20 protein-coding genes are annotated in these 16746 nt (G+C 71.7%); 11 read left to right on the forward strand and 9 right to left on the reverse strand.

What is annotated here, in order from left to right; genetic code table 11:
* The first annotated feature begins 40 nt into the window (after positions 1-40).
* The 7 genes from BMX74_RS15585 to era all read left to right on the forward strand — a co-directional run bounded on the left by BMX74_RS15585 (position 41) and on the right by era (position 5550).
* A complete protein-coding gene (locus BMX74_RS15585; RefSeq protein WP_055503474.1) occupies positions 41-1075 on the forward strand; it encodes a PhoH family protein in 1035 nt (344 codons plus the stop codon).
* Between the two features lie 19 nt (positions 1076-1094).
* On the forward strand, positions 1095-1571 hold the full coding sequence (gene ybeY / locus BMX74_RS15590) for an rRNA maturation RNase YbeY (protein WP_055503473.1): 477 nt from the start codon (positions 1095-1097) through the stop codon (positions 1569-1571).
* On the forward strand, positions 1568-2863 hold the full coding sequence (locus tag BMX74_RS15595; RefSeq protein WP_055503472.1) for a hemolysin family protein: 1296 nt from the start codon (positions 1568-1570) through the stop codon (positions 2861-2863). Before ybeY ends, BMX74_RS15595 begins: the two co-directional genes overlap by 4 nt.
* A 331-nt stretch (positions 2864-3194) precedes the next feature.
* On the forward strand, positions 3195-3815 hold the full coding sequence (locus BMX74_RS15600; protein ID WP_055503471.1) for a hypothetical protein: 621 nt from the start codon (positions 3195-3197) through the stop codon (positions 3813-3815).
* Positions 3787-4146 (forward strand): hypothetical protein, encoded by a 360-nt coding sequence (locus BMX74_RS15605; RefSeq protein ID WP_055503470.1) that lies wholly within the window; start codon positions 3787-3789, stop codon positions 4144-4146. Before BMX74_RS15600 ends, BMX74_RS15605 begins: the two co-directional genes overlap by 29 nt.
* 1 nt (position 4147) lies before the next feature.
* Positions 4148-4624, forward strand: coding sequence for an NUDIX domain-containing protein (locus tag BMX74_RS15610; RefSeq protein ID WP_091101021.1), 477 nt, complete (start codon positions 4148-4150; stop codon positions 4622-4624).
* 17 nt (positions 4625-4641) lie between these two features.
* Complete coding sequence (gene era, locus BMX74_RS15615) at positions 4642-5550, forward strand: GTPase Era (RefSeq protein WP_420538131.1); 909 nt, start codon at positions 4642-4644, stop codon at positions 5548-5550.
* Between the two features lie 28 nt (positions 5551-5578).
* On the opposite strand, the gene BMX74_RS15620 is transcribed toward era, so the two are convergent.
* Complete coding sequence (locus tag BMX74_RS15620) at positions 5579-6058, reverse strand: hypothetical protein (RefSeq protein ID WP_055503467.1); 480 nt, start codon at positions 6056-6058, stop codon at positions 5579-5581.
* Between the two features lie 165 nt (positions 6059-6223).
* On the opposite strand from BMX74_RS15620, the gene BMX74_RS15625 reads away from it, so the two are divergent.
* Positions 6224-6916 (forward strand): ABC transporter ATP-binding protein, encoded by a 693-nt coding sequence (locus BMX74_RS15625; protein ID WP_091101024.1) that lies wholly within the window; start codon positions 6224-6226, stop codon positions 6914-6916.
* 13 nt (positions 6917-6929) lie between these two features.
* Here BMX74_RS15625 and BMX74_RS15630 read toward each other — a convergent pair whose 3' ends face one another.
* Positions 6930-7655: a Mut7-C RNAse domain-containing protein gene (locus BMX74_RS15630; protein ID WP_055503465.1), complete on the reverse strand. Its 726-nt coding sequence runs from the start codon at positions 7653-7655 to the stop codon at positions 6930-6932.
* 26 nt (positions 7656-7681) lie between these two features.
* Between BMX74_RS15630 and BMX74_RS15635 the strand changes: the two genes are divergently transcribed.
* Positions 7682-8587 (forward strand): TAXI family TRAP transporter solute-binding subunit, encoded by a 906-nt coding sequence (locus BMX74_RS15635; protein ID WP_055503464.1) that lies wholly within the window; start codon positions 7682-7684, stop codon positions 8585-8587.
* A 16-nt stretch (positions 8588-8603) separates the two neighbouring features.
* Here BMX74_RS15635 and BMX74_RS15640 read toward each other — a convergent pair whose 3' ends face one another.
* The 5 genes from BMX74_RS15640 to BMX74_RS15660 all read right to left on the reverse strand — a co-directional run bounded on the left by BMX74_RS15640 (position 8604) and on the right by BMX74_RS15660 (position 13350).
* Positions 8604-9947 (reverse strand): sensor histidine kinase, encoded by a 1344-nt coding sequence (locus BMX74_RS15640; protein ID WP_091101026.1) that lies wholly within the window; start codon positions 9945-9947, stop codon positions 8604-8606.
* Positions 9944-10609: a response regulator transcription factor gene (locus BMX74_RS15645; RefSeq protein WP_055503462.1), complete on the reverse strand. Its 666-nt coding sequence runs from the start codon at positions 10607-10609 to the stop codon at positions 9944-9946. Before BMX74_RS15645 ends, BMX74_RS15640 begins: the two co-directional genes overlap by 4 nt.
* Positions 10610-10618: 9 nt before the next feature.
* Positions 10619-11938 carry an MFS transporter gene (locus BMX74_RS15650; RefSeq protein ID WP_218153963.1) on the reverse strand — a complete coding sequence of 440 codons (1320 nt, stop codon included), beginning with the start codon at positions 11936-11938 and terminating at the stop codon, positions 10619-10621.
* Between the two features lie 135 nt (positions 11939-12073).
* Positions 12074-13051, reverse strand: a complete 978-nt coding sequence (locus BMX74_RS15655; RefSeq protein ID WP_091101029.1) for a GNAT family N-acetyltransferase — start codon at positions 13049-13051, stop codon at positions 12074-12076.
* A 53-nt stretch (positions 13052-13104) separates the two neighbouring features.
* Entirely contained in the window at positions 13105-13350 is a 246-nt protein-coding gene (locus BMX74_RS15660; RefSeq protein WP_055503459.1) for a DUF2630 family protein, read from the reverse strand.
* Between the two features lie 38 nt (positions 13351-13388).
* Here BMX74_RS15660 and ddaH point away from each other — a divergent pair, with 38 nt between their 5' ends.
* A complete protein-coding gene (ddaH, locus tag BMX74_RS15665) occupies positions 13389-14135 on the forward strand; it encodes a dimethylargininase (protein WP_055503458.1) in 747 nt (248 codons plus the stop codon).
* Between the two features lie 187 nt (positions 14136-14322).
* Positions 14323-16029, forward strand: coding sequence for a 2-isopropylmalate synthase (gene leuA, locus BMX74_RS15670; RefSeq protein ID WP_055503457.1), 1707 nt, complete (start codon positions 14323-14325; stop codon positions 16027-16029).
* Positions 16030-16104: 75 nt separating this feature from the next.
* Here the strand turns inward: leuA and BMX74_RS45620 are convergent, their stop codons facing one another.
* Positions 16105-16227: a hypothetical protein gene (locus BMX74_RS45620; protein ID WP_256256967.1), complete on the reverse strand. Its 123-nt coding sequence runs from the start codon at positions 16225-16227 to the stop codon at positions 16105-16107.
* Positions 16224-16511 carry a hypothetical protein gene (locus tag BMX74_RS15675; RefSeq protein ID WP_055503456.1) on the reverse strand — a complete coding sequence of 96 codons (288 nt, stop codon included), beginning with the start codon at positions 16509-16511 and terminating at the stop codon, positions 16224-16226. The genes BMX74_RS45620 and BMX74_RS15675 overlap by 4 nt, the downstream gene beginning before the upstream one ends.
* Positions 16512-16746 lie beyond the last annotated feature (235 nt).

Here is a 16746-nt window from a genome sequence, read left to right on the forward strand (position 1 = left end):
CGTAAAGAGACCGGGAGGCATCAGGCCGCGTGGCCTGCCCATGTCCGAGCTACATGAATCCCGACGAACGGCACCTCCCTCGCGCACTCAAGCCAAGGTGCTGATTCCGGACGAATACCCGATGGTCAGCCTCCTCGGCTCCCGTGACGAGCTGCTCCGCGTCATCGAGGGCGCCTTCAGGGCCGACATCCACGTGCGTGGCAACGAGATCACCGTGACCGGCAGCCCCGACGAGAGCGGCGCCGTCGTGCGCCTGTTCGAGGAGCTGGTCGAGGTGCTGCGCAGCGGCGGCGAGCTCACGCCCGACACGGTCGAGCGGAGCATCGCCATGCTGCGCATGACGTCCGAGCGGCCGGCCGAGGTGCTGTCGCTCGACATCCTCTCCTCGCGCGGGCGCACGATCAGGCCGAAGACCGTCAACCAGAAACGCTACGTCGACGCCATCGACAAGCACACGATCGTGTTCGGCATCGGCCCCGCGGGCACCGGCAAGACGTACCTCGCGATGGCCAAGGCCGTGCGGGCGCTGCAGGAGAAGCGGGTCAACCGCATCATCCTGACGCGTCCCGCGGTCGAGGCGGGCGAGCGGCTGGGCTTCCTGCCCGGCACGCTGTACGAGAAGATCGACCCCTACCTGCGGCCGCTGTACGACGCCCTGCACGACATGGTCGACCCCGACTCGATCCCGAAGCTCATGGCAGCGGGCACGATCGAGGTGGCGCCGCTGGCGTACATGCGCGGGCGCACGCTCAACGACGCCTTCATCATCCTCGACGAGGCCCAGAACTCCTCGGCCGAGCAGATGAAGATGTTCCTCACCCGTCTGGGGTTCAACTCCAAGATCGTGGTGACCGGTGACGTGACGCAGGTCGACCTGCCCACGGGCACGGTGAGCGGCCTGCGCGTCGTCCAGGAGATCCTGGAGGGCATCCCCGACATCCACTTCGCCCGCCTGTCGAGCGCCGACGTGGTGCGGCACAAGCTGGTGAGCGAGATCGTCGACGCCTACGGCCGCTACGACGCGGCCCAGGAACCCAAGACGGCGATCCAGCAACGCGGAAAGCGGCGCCCGTGAGCGCCCGAGTGAGCGACAGATGAGCATCGAGATCAACAACGAGTCCGGCGTCGAGATCGACGAGGAGAACCTCCTCGCCCTGGCCACCCACGTCCTCGCCGAGATGGAGATCAACCCTCTCGCCGAGCTGTCCATCGTGGCCGTCGAGGAGAACGCCATGGCGGAGCTGCACGAGAAGTGGATGGGCGAGCCGGGCCCCACCGACGTGCTGTCGTTCCCCATGGACGAACTGCGGCCGGGCGGCGGCGCGCGCGGCGACGCGGAGGGCCCGGCCGACCCGGCGCTCCTCGGCGACGTGGTGCTCTGCCCGCAGGTGGCCGCCAAGCAGGCGCGCGACGCCGGCCACAGCGCGCAGGACGAGCTCGAACTGCTGTGCACGCACGGCATCCTCCACCTGCTGGGCTACGACCACGCCGAGCCCGAGGAGCACAAGGAGATGTTCGGCCTGCAGGCCAAGCTCCTCGAGTCCTGGCAGGAGGTGCGCGAGACGCGGTGAACGCCTGGTTGCTGTCGGCCATCGCCCTGGTGATCGTCGGCGGCCTGATCGCCAGCGCGGAGACGGCACTGACCCGCATCTCGCGGGTGCGCGCCGAGGAGTTCGTGCGCGAGCAGCGGCGCGGCGCCGAGCGGCTGCAGGCGATCGTCACCGACCCTCCGCGCTACCTCAACCTGCTGCTGCTGCTCAGGGTGAGCTGCGAGATGGTCGCCACGGTCATCGCCACGCTGCTGTTCATCGACGTGATGCACGACCAGGGCTGGGCGTACGTCAGCGCGGCGGCCGTCATGATCGTGGTCAGCTACGTGGTCGTCGGGGTCATGCCGCGCACCCTGGGGCGCCAGCACGCCGAGCCGGTCGCCCTGGCCGGCGCGCCGGTGGTCTACCGGCTGACCCGGATCTTCGGCCCGCTGCCCAAGCTGCTCATCCTGCTGGGCAACGCCCTCACGCCCGGCAAGGGGTTCCGCGAGGGGCCGTTCACCTCAGAGGCCGAGCTGCGCGACCTGGTCGACCTGGCCGAGGAGCGCCGCGTCATCGAGCCGGACGAGCGCGAGATGATCCACTCGGTGTTCGAGCTGGGCGACACGCTGGTCCGCGAGGTCATGGTGCCGCGCACCGACATGGTCTACATCGAGCGCGGCAAGACCATCAGCCAGGCGTTCTCGCTGGCGCTGCGCAGCGGGTTCTCGCGCATCCCGGTGGTGGGCGAGAACGAGGACGACGTCGTCGGCATCGCGTACCTGAAGGACATCGCGCGCAGGATCCACGAGGCGGGCCAGAACGGCGGCGGCGACAAGGTCGAGACGATCATGCGGCCGGCGGCGTACGTGCCGGAGAGCAAGCCCATCGACCAGCTCATGCGCGAGATGCAGGCCAGGCAGATCCACATCGCCATCGTCATCGACGAGTACGGCGGCACGGCGGGCCTGGTCACCATCGAGGACGTCCTGGAGGAGATCGTCGGCGAGATCACCGACGAGTACGACCAGGAGGCGCCCCGCGTCGAGCCCGTGCCCGACGGCGGGCTGCGCGTCACGGCGCGGATGCCGGTGGACGAGCTGGGTGAGCTGTTCGACACCGAGATCGAGGTCGACGACGTCGAGACGGTCGGCGGGCTGCTGGCGCACGCGCTCGGGAGGGTGCCGATCGCGGGCTCCGAGGCGGAGGTGGCCGGGCTGCGCCTGACCGCCGAGAGCCTGGCGGGCCGCCGCAACCGCATCAGCACCGTGGTGGTGCGCCGCGTGGAGCCCCCGGAGGACGACTCCGATCCGTCCGACTCCGAGCACGACTGAGGGCTTCGAATCCGGTGTCCTTTGTGGGGTCGGTTGTCGTAAGTGTTCTACAAGCGTCCTGCAAGCGGGGTGGAGCACTCTGATCTCGGCACCCGGTGCGGTGGGTGTCACGGGGAGGCATCCGAACGCCGGGTGGGGTTCGCGGCCGGAGGATGCGCCTGGGGGGACGACAACGTCCGGTCAGCTAGCCGGCCGCGACGTTGCTCGGCGTAAAGGGTGTTCTCGTCCGGTAAGCCGGACGAGGGCACCCTTTTAGCGTTTGGGCGTTATTTGGGATCTCCGGTGGATTGCCGCATTGGTCGTCAGGGGAGGCTGCGGTCCAGGGGGGATCATGAGGAAGATCATCGCGCTCGGCCTGGCCGCGTCGGCGCTGACGGCCTGCGGGGGCGGACCGGCCGAGAGCCTGCTGGACGCGCACGCCATGGCGAGGCTCCGCGACGCGCTGGTGAAGCAGCCGGACCTGCCCGACGGCTTCTCCGACCATCCCGACCAGGCGTGGACGGTGCCGTTCGCGCACCTGGACGCCAACTGCAGGGCGGTGCTCGACCTCGTCGCCGGGCGGGCGCCCACGCAGGCGCTGACCGGGCACGCGGCCGTCAGCTACCAGGGCGACGCCCTCGGCGAGCAGGCCGCCGTGGGCCTGGCCAGCTACGCCGACGGGGAGGCCGAGGACCACCTGGACGAGCTGGGCGACGCCCTGGAGTCCTGCCGCGAGGTACGCGGCACCGGCACCCGGCTGCGGCTGCGGGACCTGCCCGTCCAGGCGGGCGGGGACGAGACCGTGGGCGCCCGGCTGCGCGGGCGGCTCAACGGCTACCCGTACACGATGGACGTGGTGCTGTCGCGCGTGAACGACACCGTTGTGGGCGTGGTGCACGCCGGGCTGCGCGAGGTGGACGCCGCCCGCACCAAGGAACTGGTCGATGCGGTCGTCCGGATGGCGGGCGCCTAACCTAGTGCCCGTGACTCTCGATCCCGAAGACAGCAAGATCATCACCCTGGCCCGCTCGGCGAGGGCCCGCAACGAGGCCGCCGAGGGCGCGGCGGTGCGCGACGAGACCGGGCGCACGTACGCGGCCACGAACGTCGCGCTGGACGCGCTGACGCTCTCGGCCGTGCAGGTGGCGGCGGCCATGGCGGTCTCCAGCGGCGCGCGGTCGCTGGAGGCGGCGGCGCTCGTCACGGCGGGCGAGGGGCCGAGCGACGCCGACCGCGCGGTCGTGGCCGAGCTGGGCGTCGCGTCCCTGCTCGTGGCCGGCCCCGACGGCACCCTGCGAAGCTGACATGCCGATGTCGCCGTTCCTGGCCAACCTGCGCGCCAAGGTGGGACCAGACCTGATCATGCTGCCGTCGGTGAGCGGGTTCGTGTTCGACGCCGGCGGCCGGCTGCTCATGGCCCGCCACCAGGACGTCGGCTTCTGGGCGGCGCCAGGAGGCGGCGTCGATCCCGACGAGCGGCCCGAGGACGCCGTGGTCAGGGAGCTGAAGGAGGAGCTCGGCGTCGAGGTCGCGGTCATGGCCCTGATCGGCGTGTACGGGGGCCCCGAGTTCCGCGCCGTCTACCCGAACGGGCACGAGGTGGGCTACGTCACCGCCACCTACGCCTGCACGCTCGCCTCCGGCGAGCCCGAGCCCGACGGGGTGGAGATCAGCGACGTCCGCTGGGTGACCGAGGACGAGCTCGGCACGCTCCACACCGCTCCCTGGACGCCGCTCGTCGCGCCCCAGGCGTTCGCCTGGTGGCGTGAACACGCCGGATGATGGGTGACAATGCACTAGTGACTTCGCCAGACAGCCATCGCGCCGGATTCGCCTGCTTCGTGGGAAGGCCGAACGTCGGCAAGTCCACCCTGATGAACGCCCTGGTGGGCAGCAAGGTGGCGATCACCTCGTCGAAGCCGCAGACCACCAGGCGGGTCATCAGGGGCATCGTGCACCGGCCCGACGCCCAGATCGTCGTCGTCGACACGCCCGGCCTGCACCGGCCGCGCACCCTGCTCGGCGAGCGGCTCGACAGCCTCGTGCTGTCCACCCTCACCGAGGTGGACGTCATCGGCTTCTGCGTCCCCGCGAACGAGCCGATCGGCAAGGGCGACAGGTTCATCGCCGACAAGCTGGCCGCCGTGAAGAAGACGCCCGTCGTGGCCGTCGTCACCAAGTGCGACCTCGTCGGCAAGGAGCAGATCGCCCAGCAGCTGCTGGCGGTGTCGCAGGTGGCCGAGTTCGCCGCGATCGTGCCCGTCTCGGCCCAGTCGGGGGAGCAGCTCGATGTGCTGGGCGACGTCCTCATCGAGCACCTGCCCGAGTCCCCGCCCCTGTACGAGGGCGGCCAGCTCACCGACGAGCCCGAGCAGGTGCTCGTCGGCGAGCTGATCAGGGAGGCGGCGCTCGAAGGCGTGCGCGACGAGCTGCCCCACTCCATCGCCGTCGTCGTCGACGAGATGCTGCCCCGCGAGGGGCGCGACGACCTGCTCGACATCTACGCCCACATGTTCGTGGAACGGCCGTCGCAGAAGGCCATCGTCATCGGGCACAAGGGCGAGCGGCTGCGCGACGTCGGCACCAGGGCGCGCAAGCAGATCGAGGCGCTGCTCGGCACCCGGGTCTACCTCGACCTGCGGATCAGCGTGGCCAAGGACTGGCAGCGCGACCCGAAGCAGCTCCGCCGCCTCGGCTTCTTCGACTGACGCCCACGGCTCCCGCGACTGCGGGCCGCTACGAGCGGCGGGCGCGCCGGGTCAGCGCGAGCACCGACAGGACGACGGCCGCCACCGCGGTGGCCAGGGCGGCGTACCAGCCGATCCTGATCACGGGCTGCACCGACAGCAGGCCGCCCAGGTCGAGCGAGAGGCGGTCGCCGATCTGCCGGGGGGCGGCGGCGAAGCGCACCAGCAGCACCGCGGCGAGCACGGCCGGCAGGGCCGCGAGGGCCGCCACGCGGGGCCGGGAGAGCAGGCCCGCCACGCCGGCGGCCAGCACGGCCAGCCCGGCGGCGAGCGTCCACAGGCCCGCGGCGTCGTCGATGCCGCGGACGTCGCTGGAGATCGCGCCGCCGATCACGGCGCTCCTGGCCTCCACGCCCGCCCACGGGAGCACCGCGCAGAACGCGAGGAGCGCGCCCGCGAGGACGACGGACAGCGCGTAGCCGCGCCCGGCCCGCGGCGGGGCGGGGGCGGGCTTGAGGTGATCGGCCACACGACGACTGTAAGCCGCGCGTGCCCGCCCGGCCACCCGTTCACCCCCGCCCGGTCGGCGGTCGTGTTGAGGGGATGGCAATCCTGCCGTAACGCGGTGGAACCTCCTGGGCAATCCGGGTGGGCGAGCATCGTCGCACAGCCCATCCGGCGAGGAGGCCGAGCGATGCTGCAGGTGAGCGGACTCGAACACCGGCGCGGCGGCGTCGCCGTCCTCGCCGGGATCAGCCTGGAGGTGGCGCAGGGGCGCATCGCCTGCGTCGTCGGCGAGCGCGGGTCCGGCAAGACCGCGCTGCTCGACACCGTCATGGGCGTGCGGCCCGCCACGGCCGGCTCGGTGCGCCTCCGCGGCGCGGACGTCACCGCGCTGCGCCCCCAGGAGCGGGCCCGCCTCGGCATGGCCTACGTCCCGCACGGGCACCGGTGCTTCCCGCAGCTGTCCGTGCTCGGCAACCTGCTCGTCGCCGCCGAGGCGGCCCAGCAGCCCAGGGAGGCGCTCGACGAGGCGCTCGACGTCCTCCCCGCGCTGCGCCCGCTGCTGAACCGTACCGCGGGGAACCTGCCCGTCGGCGGGCGGCAGCAGCTCGCCCTGGCCCGCGCGCTCGTGACGAGGCCCGCGCTGCTCCTGCTGGACGAGCCCGCGGACGGGCTCCAGCCGCGCGCCGCGTCCGACGCCGAGAACGCGCTCGCCGGGCTGCGCGACCGGGGCGTGGCGATGCTCGTCGCGGAGCGGCGCCCCAGGATCGCCGCCCGCCTGGCGGACACCTCCGCCGTCCTGACGGGCGGGCGCCTGGCGATGGAGCCTTACCCGCTGGCGGGCGGGTGTCTGGCGATGGAGCCGTACCCGGTGGCGGGCTGAGCGGGGAGGCCAGTCAGGAGGCCCAGGCGCGGGCCTGCTCGATGATGTGCTCCAGGTGGCCGGCGTGGGCGCCGCGCCAGTACACCTGGCCGCACGCGCCGCACCGGCCGTAGGCGTCGTACGTCCGCTTCGTCCCCGCCTCCAGCAGCGGCTCGACGTCGTCCTTGTCCACCGGCACCAGCTCGCCGTTGCAGGCCGTGCACCTCGTCCACGGCCGCAGCGGGGGAGCGAAGCGGTCCAGCAGGTCGCGCAGCTGGTCGGCCGGGCGGGAGCCGCGCACGTACGCTCCGAGCCACAGCGCCCGGCGGCGCAGCAGGCCGCGGTCCTGCGTGAGCAGCACCCGCCGCTCCTCGTTGGCCTGCACGACCAGCGACGGGTCGTCCATGTCGTTGTGGTAGGCCGCGTCGATGCCGAGCAGGCGCAGCCGCCGCGCGAGCGTGCCCAGGTGGACGTCCAGAAGGAAGCGCGGCTCGCCCGGCAGCGGCTGCGGCCTGGGCATCGGGAGCACCTCCACCACGTCGCCGGGTTCCGGCTGGTAGGAGGGCGGGACCCCGCGTCCGCCGGCCGTCATCGGCCCCACCTCGGTCAGCGGGACGCCGAGCGACTCGACGTGGTGTCCCAGGGTGGAGGTGCTGTCGAGGGCGACGCGCTGCCGCTCCCTGCGGCGGCTCACCGGCAGGAACATGGTCAACTCTGGCGCGATACGAAGCTCTGCGTCCCAATCTGTCACATTCCTCATTCTGCGTGAGCGGATACCGTGAGTTCATGTCGATATCCCGCCGCGCCTTCCTCGCGCTCGCCGCGGTCGCGGCCGGCTGCTCGGGCACCGGCGGCGAGACGCGGGTCCTGCGGCTGGCCACGGGCCTCGCGGGCGGCCCGTACGGGGTGCTCGGCGACCGCCTGGCGGCCGAGCTGCGGCGCGAGGGCATGACCGTGCAGGTGCTGCAGACGGCCGCGAGCGTCCAGAACCTCACGATGCTCACCGACGGCCGTGCCGACATCGGGTTCGCGCTGGCCGACAGCGCCGACGACGCCGTCCGCGTGCGGCACCAGCCGGTCGCCGCGCTCGCCAGGATGTACATGAACTACGTCCACCTCGTCGTGGCGGAGAACGGCGGCATCACCGGCGTCAGGAACCTCGCCGGGCGGAGGCTGTCCATCGGCGCCGAGGGGTCGGGCACCGCCGTGACCGCCACCCGGGTCCTCGCCGCCGCGGCGCTGCCCAGGCCGCCCCGGCTGACGAGGCTGGGGCTCGACGAGTCGATCAAGGCGCTGCGCGACGGCGAGATCGACGCCTTCTTCTGGTCGGGCGGCGTGCCTACGCCCGCGCTCGTCGCGCTGCCCGGTGTCGCGTTGGTCCCGCTCGAACCGCTGGTGGCGGTGCTGCGCCGCGACTTCGGCCCCATGTACGAGCACGCCGACGTCCCCGCGGGCGCGTACGGCAACGCCAGGCCGGTGCCGACGGTGGGCACGCCCAGCTACCTGATGTGCCGCTCCAGCCTGCCCGACGACGTGGTGTACACGGTGACGGAGACGCTGTTCACGGCCCGCGACCGGCTCCAGGCCCCGTCGGCGCCCGGCGGGCGGCTGGACAGGCGCTACGCGATCGGCACCGGCGTGGTCCAGCTCCACCCGGGGGCGGCCCGCTACTACCGCTCGGTCTACGGCTGATCGGCCCGCCGCCTGGTCACGGCTGGTCGGTGCGGCCAGCGCGGGGCAGGCGCAGCTCCATCACCAGGCCGTGAGGCTCCGCCGGGAGCAGGCTCAGCGTGGCACCGCACGCCTTGGCCAGCTCGGCGGCGATGGCCAGGCCGAGGCCGCTGCCCGGCACGTTCGCGTGCGCCCCCGACCGCCAGAAGCGGCCCAGCGCCTCGGCCCGCTCCTCCTCGCCGAGTCCGGGCCCGTCGTCGGCGACCCGCAGCACGCCGTCCGCCAGCGTGACCGTCACCGTGCCGCCCTCCGGCACGAACTTCTGGGCGTTGTCGAGCGCGATGTCGGCGATCCGCGCCACGGCCTCGGGCACGGCGGCCGCCTCGGGCACGTCCGTGACCAGGTTGATCTTCTTGGCGGCGTACACCTCGCGCCACACGCCGAGGCGTGGCCGCAGCTCGGCCTCCTTGGCGTCGCCGCCCGCGCCCGCCTCGACCCGGGCGAGCGCCAGCAGGTCCTCGACGAGCAGCGCCAGGCGGTCGAGCTCCGCCATCGCCTCCTCGAACTCGGCCGCGCCCTCGCCCTTCAGATGCGGCTCCAGGTTCTCCAGCCGCAGGCCCAGCACCGTGAGGGGCGTACGCAGCTCGTGCGAGGCGTCGGCCACGAACGCCCGCTGCCGCTCGATCGCGCTCGACACGGCGTCGGCCATGGCGTTGAACCGCTCCTCCAGCCTGCGCAGCTCCGACGGCCCCGCCCCGGGATGGGCCCGCGCGTCCAGCTGGCCCTGCGCGATGGCCTGCGTCGTCCGGTCCAGCTCCGTCACCGGGCGCAGGATCCAGCGGGCCAGCCGCCTGGCCGCCAGCACCGAGTACGCCAGCGCCACCAGCGCGCCGAGCGCCAGCGCCCCCCACACCAGCGACACGTCCGTCCTGGCCTGGTCGGTGGGCGCCTCCAGCAGCACCACGCCGGAGAGCTGGGCGTCGCGCCCGGCCGGCTCGGCGAGCAGCACCCGGGCCGGGCCGAACGGGTTGATCAGCGGGAGGTCCTCGGTGGTGCGTCCCGACAGCGCGAGCCGGCTCGCCTCCTCGTCGTCGGCCTGGAAACGGCCCGCCGTGAACAGCACCGAGCCGTTGCGGTCGCGGATGCGCACCGCCGCACCGTACAGCGACGCGTAACGGAAGACCTCCGCCATCAGCGACGCGTGGTCGCTCTCCCGGTACGCCTGGTCGGCCAGCTCGGCGAACCGGGTGGCGTCGGCGCGGCGGTCTAGCAGCAGCCGGTTGGTCCGGTGCGAGGCGTACGCGAAACCCAGCGGCACCGCCAGCGCCGCGATGAGGAAGACGATCAGCGTGGTGAAGGTGACGACCAGGCGTGAGTTCACGCGGTCGATCCCAGGCGGTAGCCGGTGCCGCGCAGGGTCTCCACCAGGCCGGGCCGGCCCGTCTTCGACCGCAGGCCCGCGACGTGCACGTCCAGCGAGCGCGACGCCGACAGCAGCGGGTCGCCCCACACCTCGTCCAGGATCTCCTCGCGGCTTCGCACGACGCCGGGCTCGCGCGCGAGCATCGCCAGCAGGTCGAACTCGCGCCTGGTCAGCGTCACCGGCTCGCCCGCGACCGTGACCTGCCTGGACTCCAGATCGATGCGGACGTCGCCGACGCTCACGACGTGGTCGCGCGGCGGCATCGGCCGCGTGCCGCGCCGCATCACGGCCTCCATGCGGGCCATGAGCTCGGCCGTGCGGAACGGCTTGACCAGGTAGTCGTCGGCTCCGGAGCGCAGGCCGCGCAGCACCTCGCGCTCCTCGGTGCGGGCCGTCACCACGATCAGCGGCACCGCCGACACGCGCCGCAGGCGGCGCAGCACGTCGAGGCCGTCCATGTCGGGCAGCCCGAGGTCCAGCAGGACGAAGTCGACGCCCCCCGCGAGGCGGAGGGCGTCGACCGCCAGGCCCGCGCGCGTGACCTGGTGGCCGTGGCGCGCGAGGGCCGTGGTGAGCGCTGAGGCGAGCCGATCGTCGTCTTCGACCAGAAGAACCCGCATGCCGCAAGGTTAGACGCGAACGGTCACCGAATCGGACTTCGCCTGTTCCGCGCGGGACAGGGCGGCGTCGCGGGTCTCACGCATCGTCAGGTAGACGACCAGCGAGACGGCCGCGCAGCCCGAGACGTACCAGTAGAAGCCGGACTCGATGCCGCTGTCCTTGAACCACAGCGCCACGTACTCGGCGGTGCCGCCGAACAGGGCGTTCGCGATCGCGTACGGCAGCGCCACACCCAGGGCCCTGATGTGCGTCGGGAACAGCTCGGCCTTGACCACCGCGTTGATCGACGTGTAGCCGGTGATGATGATCAGGCCGATGAGCGAGAGCGCGAACGCGCCGCCGAACCCGCTGACACCCGACAGCGCCGTCATCAGCGGCACCGTGCCAAGCATCGAGCCCACACCGAACGTGATCAGCAGCGGGCGCCGGCCGATGCGGTCCGACAGGCCGCCGGCCAGCGGCTGCAGGCACATGAAGAGGAACAGCGCGCAGAAGCTGACCAGCGTCGCCGTCTCCTTCGACAGGCCCGCCGTGTTCGACAGGTACTTCGTCATGTACGTCGTGTAGGTGTAGTACGCGACCGTGCCGCCCATCGTCAGCGCGATGACGAGCAGCGCCTCCTTCTTGTGCTCCAGGAGGCCCTTGATCGTGCCGCGCCGCGCGGCCGTGCCGTCCGCCTCGCGCTCCTCCTCGTCGTACGCCTCGGTCTCCATGAGGCTGCGGCGCAGGTAGAACACGACCGCGGCGGCCAGGGCGCCCACGATGAACGGGATGCGCCAGCCGTACGACTTCAGCGCCTCCTCCGACATGGTGTTCTGCAGGATGATCTGCAGGCCCAGGCCGACGAGCTGGCCCGCCGTCATGGAGACGTACTGGAAGCTGGAGGCCAGACCGCGCTTGCCGGGAGGCGTGGCCTCGGTCAGGTACGTGGCGCTGGCCGCGTATTCGCCACCGACCGACAAACCCTGCAGGAGGCGGGCCACCAGCAGCACCACGGCGCCGAAGTAGCCCACGGACTCGTACGTGGGCGCGATGGCGATCAGCAGCGCGCTGGCCGACATGAGTGTCACGGTGAGCGTGAGCGCCGCCTTGCGGCCCTTCCTGTCGGCGAAACGGCCGAGCAGCCAGCCACCCACCGGACGCATGAAGAAGCCAACGGCGAAGATGCCGGCCGTGTTCAGCAACTGGGCCGTCGTGTTGCCCTTCGGGAAGAAGGAGGAGGCGAAGTAGACGGCGAAACTGCTGTAGACGAACCAGTCGTACCACTCGACCAGATTGCCGATAGAGCCGCCGACCACGGACTTCCACGGCACCCGCGGTTTGCTCACTGAATACCTCCTGGGGGGAGTAGTTGCAGGCCAGAGCCTCTCCGCAGAAGGTTGTTCGAACAAGAGGAAACCCGGCATATCTAACCTGCGGTTAACATCACCGCAACACGGGGTCGGCACGCCGGGAGACGGGGGTCACGGGGTGACGTCGAGGCGCCATTCCGGCCAGTGGTCGAGCACGGTGAAGCCCATGGCCTCGTTGATGGCGATCATGTGCCGGTTGGAGACGGCGTTCCAGGTGATGACCTGTTCGACGTGCGGTTCGTGCTCGCGCAGCGATCTCAGGTTGGCCAGCTTGAGCAGCAGGCCGAGCCGGTGGCCGCGGTGCTCGGGCAGCACGGTGGTGTCGCCCTGGTTGCCCCAGGCGTCGGAGCGGTCGGCCCTGAGGTAGATGCGGGTGAGCCCGGCGGGTGCGCCGTCGTCGCGGCGCCTGGCGATCGTGGTGTGGCAGGTCTCGCCGATGCGGGCGAGGTTCTCCTCCGCGGCGCGGACGCGTTCCGGGGTGTAGGCGGCGTCCTCGACGTCGGCGTCGCGTGGGGCGTCGTTCATGCCGTTCATGAGCGTGGCCAGGTCGCGGTGCAGCTCGGGGCGGGCGGGGCCGGTCCAGTGTTCGAGGTCGTAGCCCTCGACCTCGGGAGTCAGGCGGTCGAGCGCCGCCCAGTCGGCGGTGCGCAGGTCGAGGACCCGCCTGGCCTGTTCGAGGGAGACGTCCATGCCGTGGGCGCGGGCGAAGCGGGCGCCGACGCCGGTGGACGGCGTCTCGGTGAGCAGCAGCCGCCGCCCGCGGGCCCGTACGCGGCCGAGGGCGTGCTCGAACAGCGCGGAGCCGAGCCCCGCGCCCCGGCGTTCCGGCCGGACGACGAGGGGGAACAGCCACGCCATGTGGCGGTTGTCGTCCTCGGGGAACGACATGGCGTACCCGCCCGTGACCTCGTCGCCTTCTGTGACCACCCACGCCTCGGCCGTGCCGCCGGGCGGGCCCTCGGTGACCTCGATGACGAAGTGGGGCCGCGTGAGCTTAGGGCCGGGGACGTGGGCGTGGGCCGCGAGATAGGCCTGGTGGAAGCCGTGCAGGTGGCCCGGCCGGTCGGTGTCGAGAGGCTGGATCAGCATGCGTCCAGCTAAGCGCAGGCCGTCCGGCCGGGGCGAAGGGTTTTCCCCGGCGGCTACTGACGGTAGTTCTCGACCTCGCCCGGCGGGCGGACGGCCGCGCCGTCGGGGTCCTCGCCCGCGCCGCGCCTGGCCCTGCGCTGCCTCAGCAGGTCCCAGCACTGGTCGAGCGACACCTCCAGTTCCTTGATGCGCGCCCGCTCGTCGTCGGAGGTGACCTGCCCGGTGGACAGCTTGTCGCGTAGTTCGTGCTCCTCGGTGACCAGAGCACTGATCCTGGTGAGAATCTCGTCGTCCCGCATGCCAAAGACTCTAGTGACCTCGTGATAGAACACGGCCTATGCCTGGTATCGCGCTCGTAAGAAAGCCTGGTTCACGGATCTCCGAGGGGATCGTGACGAACATCCCCCGGGAGGCGGTCGACCCGGAGCTCGCGCTGCGCCAGCACGCCGCTTACGCGGAGGCGCTGGCCGGGGCGGGCCTGCGCGTGGTCCACGTGGCCGAGGCCGACGAGCTGCCCGACGGCCCGTTCGTCGAGGACACCGTCGTGGTCTCCGCCGGACGGGCCGTGCTGACCAGGCCGGGCGCGCCCGAGCGGCGGCCGGAGGTCGAGTCGGTCGCGGTCGCGCTGCGCGGTCTCGGGCTCGACCCTGCCGCCATCACCGAGCCGGGCACGCTCGACGGCGGCGACGTGCTCCAGGTCGGCGACACCGTCTACGTCGGCAGGTCGGCGCGCACCAACGACGAGGGCATCGCCCAGCTCGCCCGCCTCCTGCCCGGCCGCCGCGTGGTGCCGGTGGACCTGCGCGGCGTCCTGCACCTGAAGTCGGCCGTCACCGCGCTGCCCGACGGCACCCTGATCGGCCTGCCCGATCACGTGGACCTGCCGGACCTGCTGGTGCCCGCCGAGGAGTCGGGCGCGCACGTGGTGCCGCTGGGCGGCGACGCCGTCCTCATGGCCGCCTCCGCGCCGCGGACGGCCGCCATGCTGGAAGCGCGCGGGCTCGCCGTCGTCACCGTCGACATCTCCGAGTACGAGAAGCTTGAGGGCTGCGTCACCTGCCTCAGCGTCCTGATCGACTCCTGAGCGGGATCTTCTCGGCATGTGAGATCGAGGACGGTGCACGGCGTGCCGTCTGGTAGCGTGCAAGGCATGCTGCGCGGGCTCCTTCTTAGCTGCCGCGGCGAGGGCCTCTAAGGCCGGCTCCCTCGTCGCGGAGCGAGTCATGCGCGTCGGCCGCTTTCTTCCCGACCGACACCGAGGAGCCCTCGTCATGACCGCCCAGCAGCCCAGCCCGATGCCGTTCCATCGCTACGCGCCGTTCGAGCCCGTCAGGCTGCCCGACCGCACCTGGCCCGACAAGGTCGTCACCAAGGCGCCCCGCTGGTGCGCCGTCGACCTGCGCGACGGCAACCAGGCGCTGATCGACCCGATGGACTCCCACCGCAAGCTCAAGATGTTCGAGCTGCTGGTACGCATGGGGTACAAGGAGATCGAGGTCGGCTTCCCCGCGGCGTCGCAGACCGACTACGACTTCATCCGCACCATCATCGAAGAGGGCCGCATCCCCGACGACGTGGTGATCCAGGTCCTGACCCAGGCCAGGCCCGAGCTGATCGAGCGCACCTTCGAGTCGCTGCGCGGAGCCAGGCAGGCCATCGTCCACCTGTACAACTCGACCTCCACCCTGCAGCGCCGCGTGGTGTTCGGCCTGGACAAGGAGGGCATCACCGCGATCGCCGTCGAGGGCGCCAAGCTGGTGAAGAAGCTGGCGGAGCAGTCCGACACGGACATCCGCTTCCAGTACTCCCCCGAGTCGTTCACCGGCACGGAGCTGGAGTACGCCGTCGAGGTGTGCGACGCCGTCAACGAGGTGTGGCAGCCCACCCCCGACCGCAAGGTGATCATCAACCTGCCCGCCACGGTCGAGATGGCCACGCCCAACGTGTACGCCGACCAGATCGAGTGGATGCACCGCCACCTGAAGAACCGCGACTCGATCATCCTGTCGCTGCACCCCCACAACGACCGCGGCACCGCCGTCGCCGCCGCCGAGCTGGGCTACCTGGCCGGAGCCGACAGGATCGAGGGCTGCCTGTTCGGCAACGGCGAGCGCACCGGCAACGTCTGCCTGGTCACCCTGGGCATGAACCTGTTCTCGCAGGGCGTCGACCCCGAGATCGACTTCAGTGACATCGACGAGATCCGCCGCGTCACCGAGTACTGCAACCAGCTCCCCGTGCACCCGCGCCACCCGTGGGGCGGCGAGCTGGTCTACACGGCCTTCTCCGGCTCCCACCAGGACGCCATCAAGAAGGGCTTCGAGCACCTGGAGCGCGACGCCGCCGCCGAGGGCGTGCCGGTCGACGAGTTCCGCTGGGCGGTGCCGTACCTGCCGATCGACCCCAAGGACATCGGCCGCAGCTACGAGGCGGTCATCCGGGTCAACAGCCAGTCGGGCAAGGGCGGCGTGGCCTACATCATGAAGGCCGACCACCAGCTCGACCTGCCACGGCGGCTGCAGATCGAGTTCTCCAAGGTCGTGCAGGCGCGCACCGACGCCGAGGGCGGCGAGATCAGCCCGGCCCAGATGTACGAGATCTTCCGCGACGAGTACCTCCCGAACCCGTCCAACCGCTGGGGCCGGCTGAGCCTGATGGCGCACCGGCACGAGTCCACGGTCGACGACAAGGACCGCATCAGCGCCGACGTGCGGCTCGACGGCGAGATCCGCGAGATCGAGGGCGTCGGCAACGGCCCGATCTCGGCGTTCATCGACGCCATCGCGCAGGCCGGCATCCACGTACGGGTGCTCGACTACGTGGAGCACGCGATGAGCGCGGGCAGCGACGCCAAGGCGGCCTCCTACCTGGAGTGCGACGTCGACGGCAAGGTGCTGTGGGGCGTCGGCGTCGACGCCAACACCACGACCGCCTCGCTCAAGGCCATCATCTCCGCCATCAACCGCGCCGCCCACTGAGGCACTGTGGCAGAGGCTCGGCCGCGCCCCCTGCACCACGGGCGGCGCGGCCGAGCCGCTTCGCCATCGGGGTTCTCACGCGCCGGGAGTGCAGTGATGGAGCAGGCCATAGCGCTTCTGGGCGATGCGCATCAACTCGGTGAGATCCTTGATCCCCTCCCTGCCTCTGGCGACCTGCGCCAGGTAGATGTCGATCAAGCGCTCTTCGTCGTCGCAGCGGTGCGCTGCGTAAACATGCCGAAGACGACCTTCTGCCGTTGCAGCTCGTGGACGAGTGCCTGCCGCTGCCGCAGGTCCTCGGCCTGGGTGGTGACGCGTCCCGCCAGTTGCCGCAGCCGAGCCGCGGGGGAGGTGTCGAGCCCGGCCCGGCGCAGCTCGCCGTGCAGGGCTCGCGCGAGCTCCTCCAGCCTTCTGGCGGCCTCGGCGTGTTTGCTGGTCATCGCGTCGAACTCGGCCGGTTTGACCCCGGTGAACTCGCTCATGAGGGGTCGGGGAGGGAGGCCGGTTTCCGGTTGGCGCTGTGGACGGCCTGCGTGAGCAGGTCCCGCAGCTCCCGCTGGTCGGCGTGGACCTGGGCGCCGAACCGGTCGCCGCTGGATCCGCTCGGCCACGTCCTGCATCGCCTGGCGGTCGAGATCGGCCACGGTGATCCCCTCGTACGGCCCGCCGCACCGGAACAGATCGGGAGGCGACGTCTGCCGCGCGTGGTCACACCGT

The organism is Nonomuraea pusilla (genome assembly GCF_900109355.1).
GTDB classification, from domain to species: Bacteria; Actinomycetota; Actinomycetes; order Streptosporangiales; family Streptosporangiaceae; genus Nonomuraea; species Nonomuraea pusilla.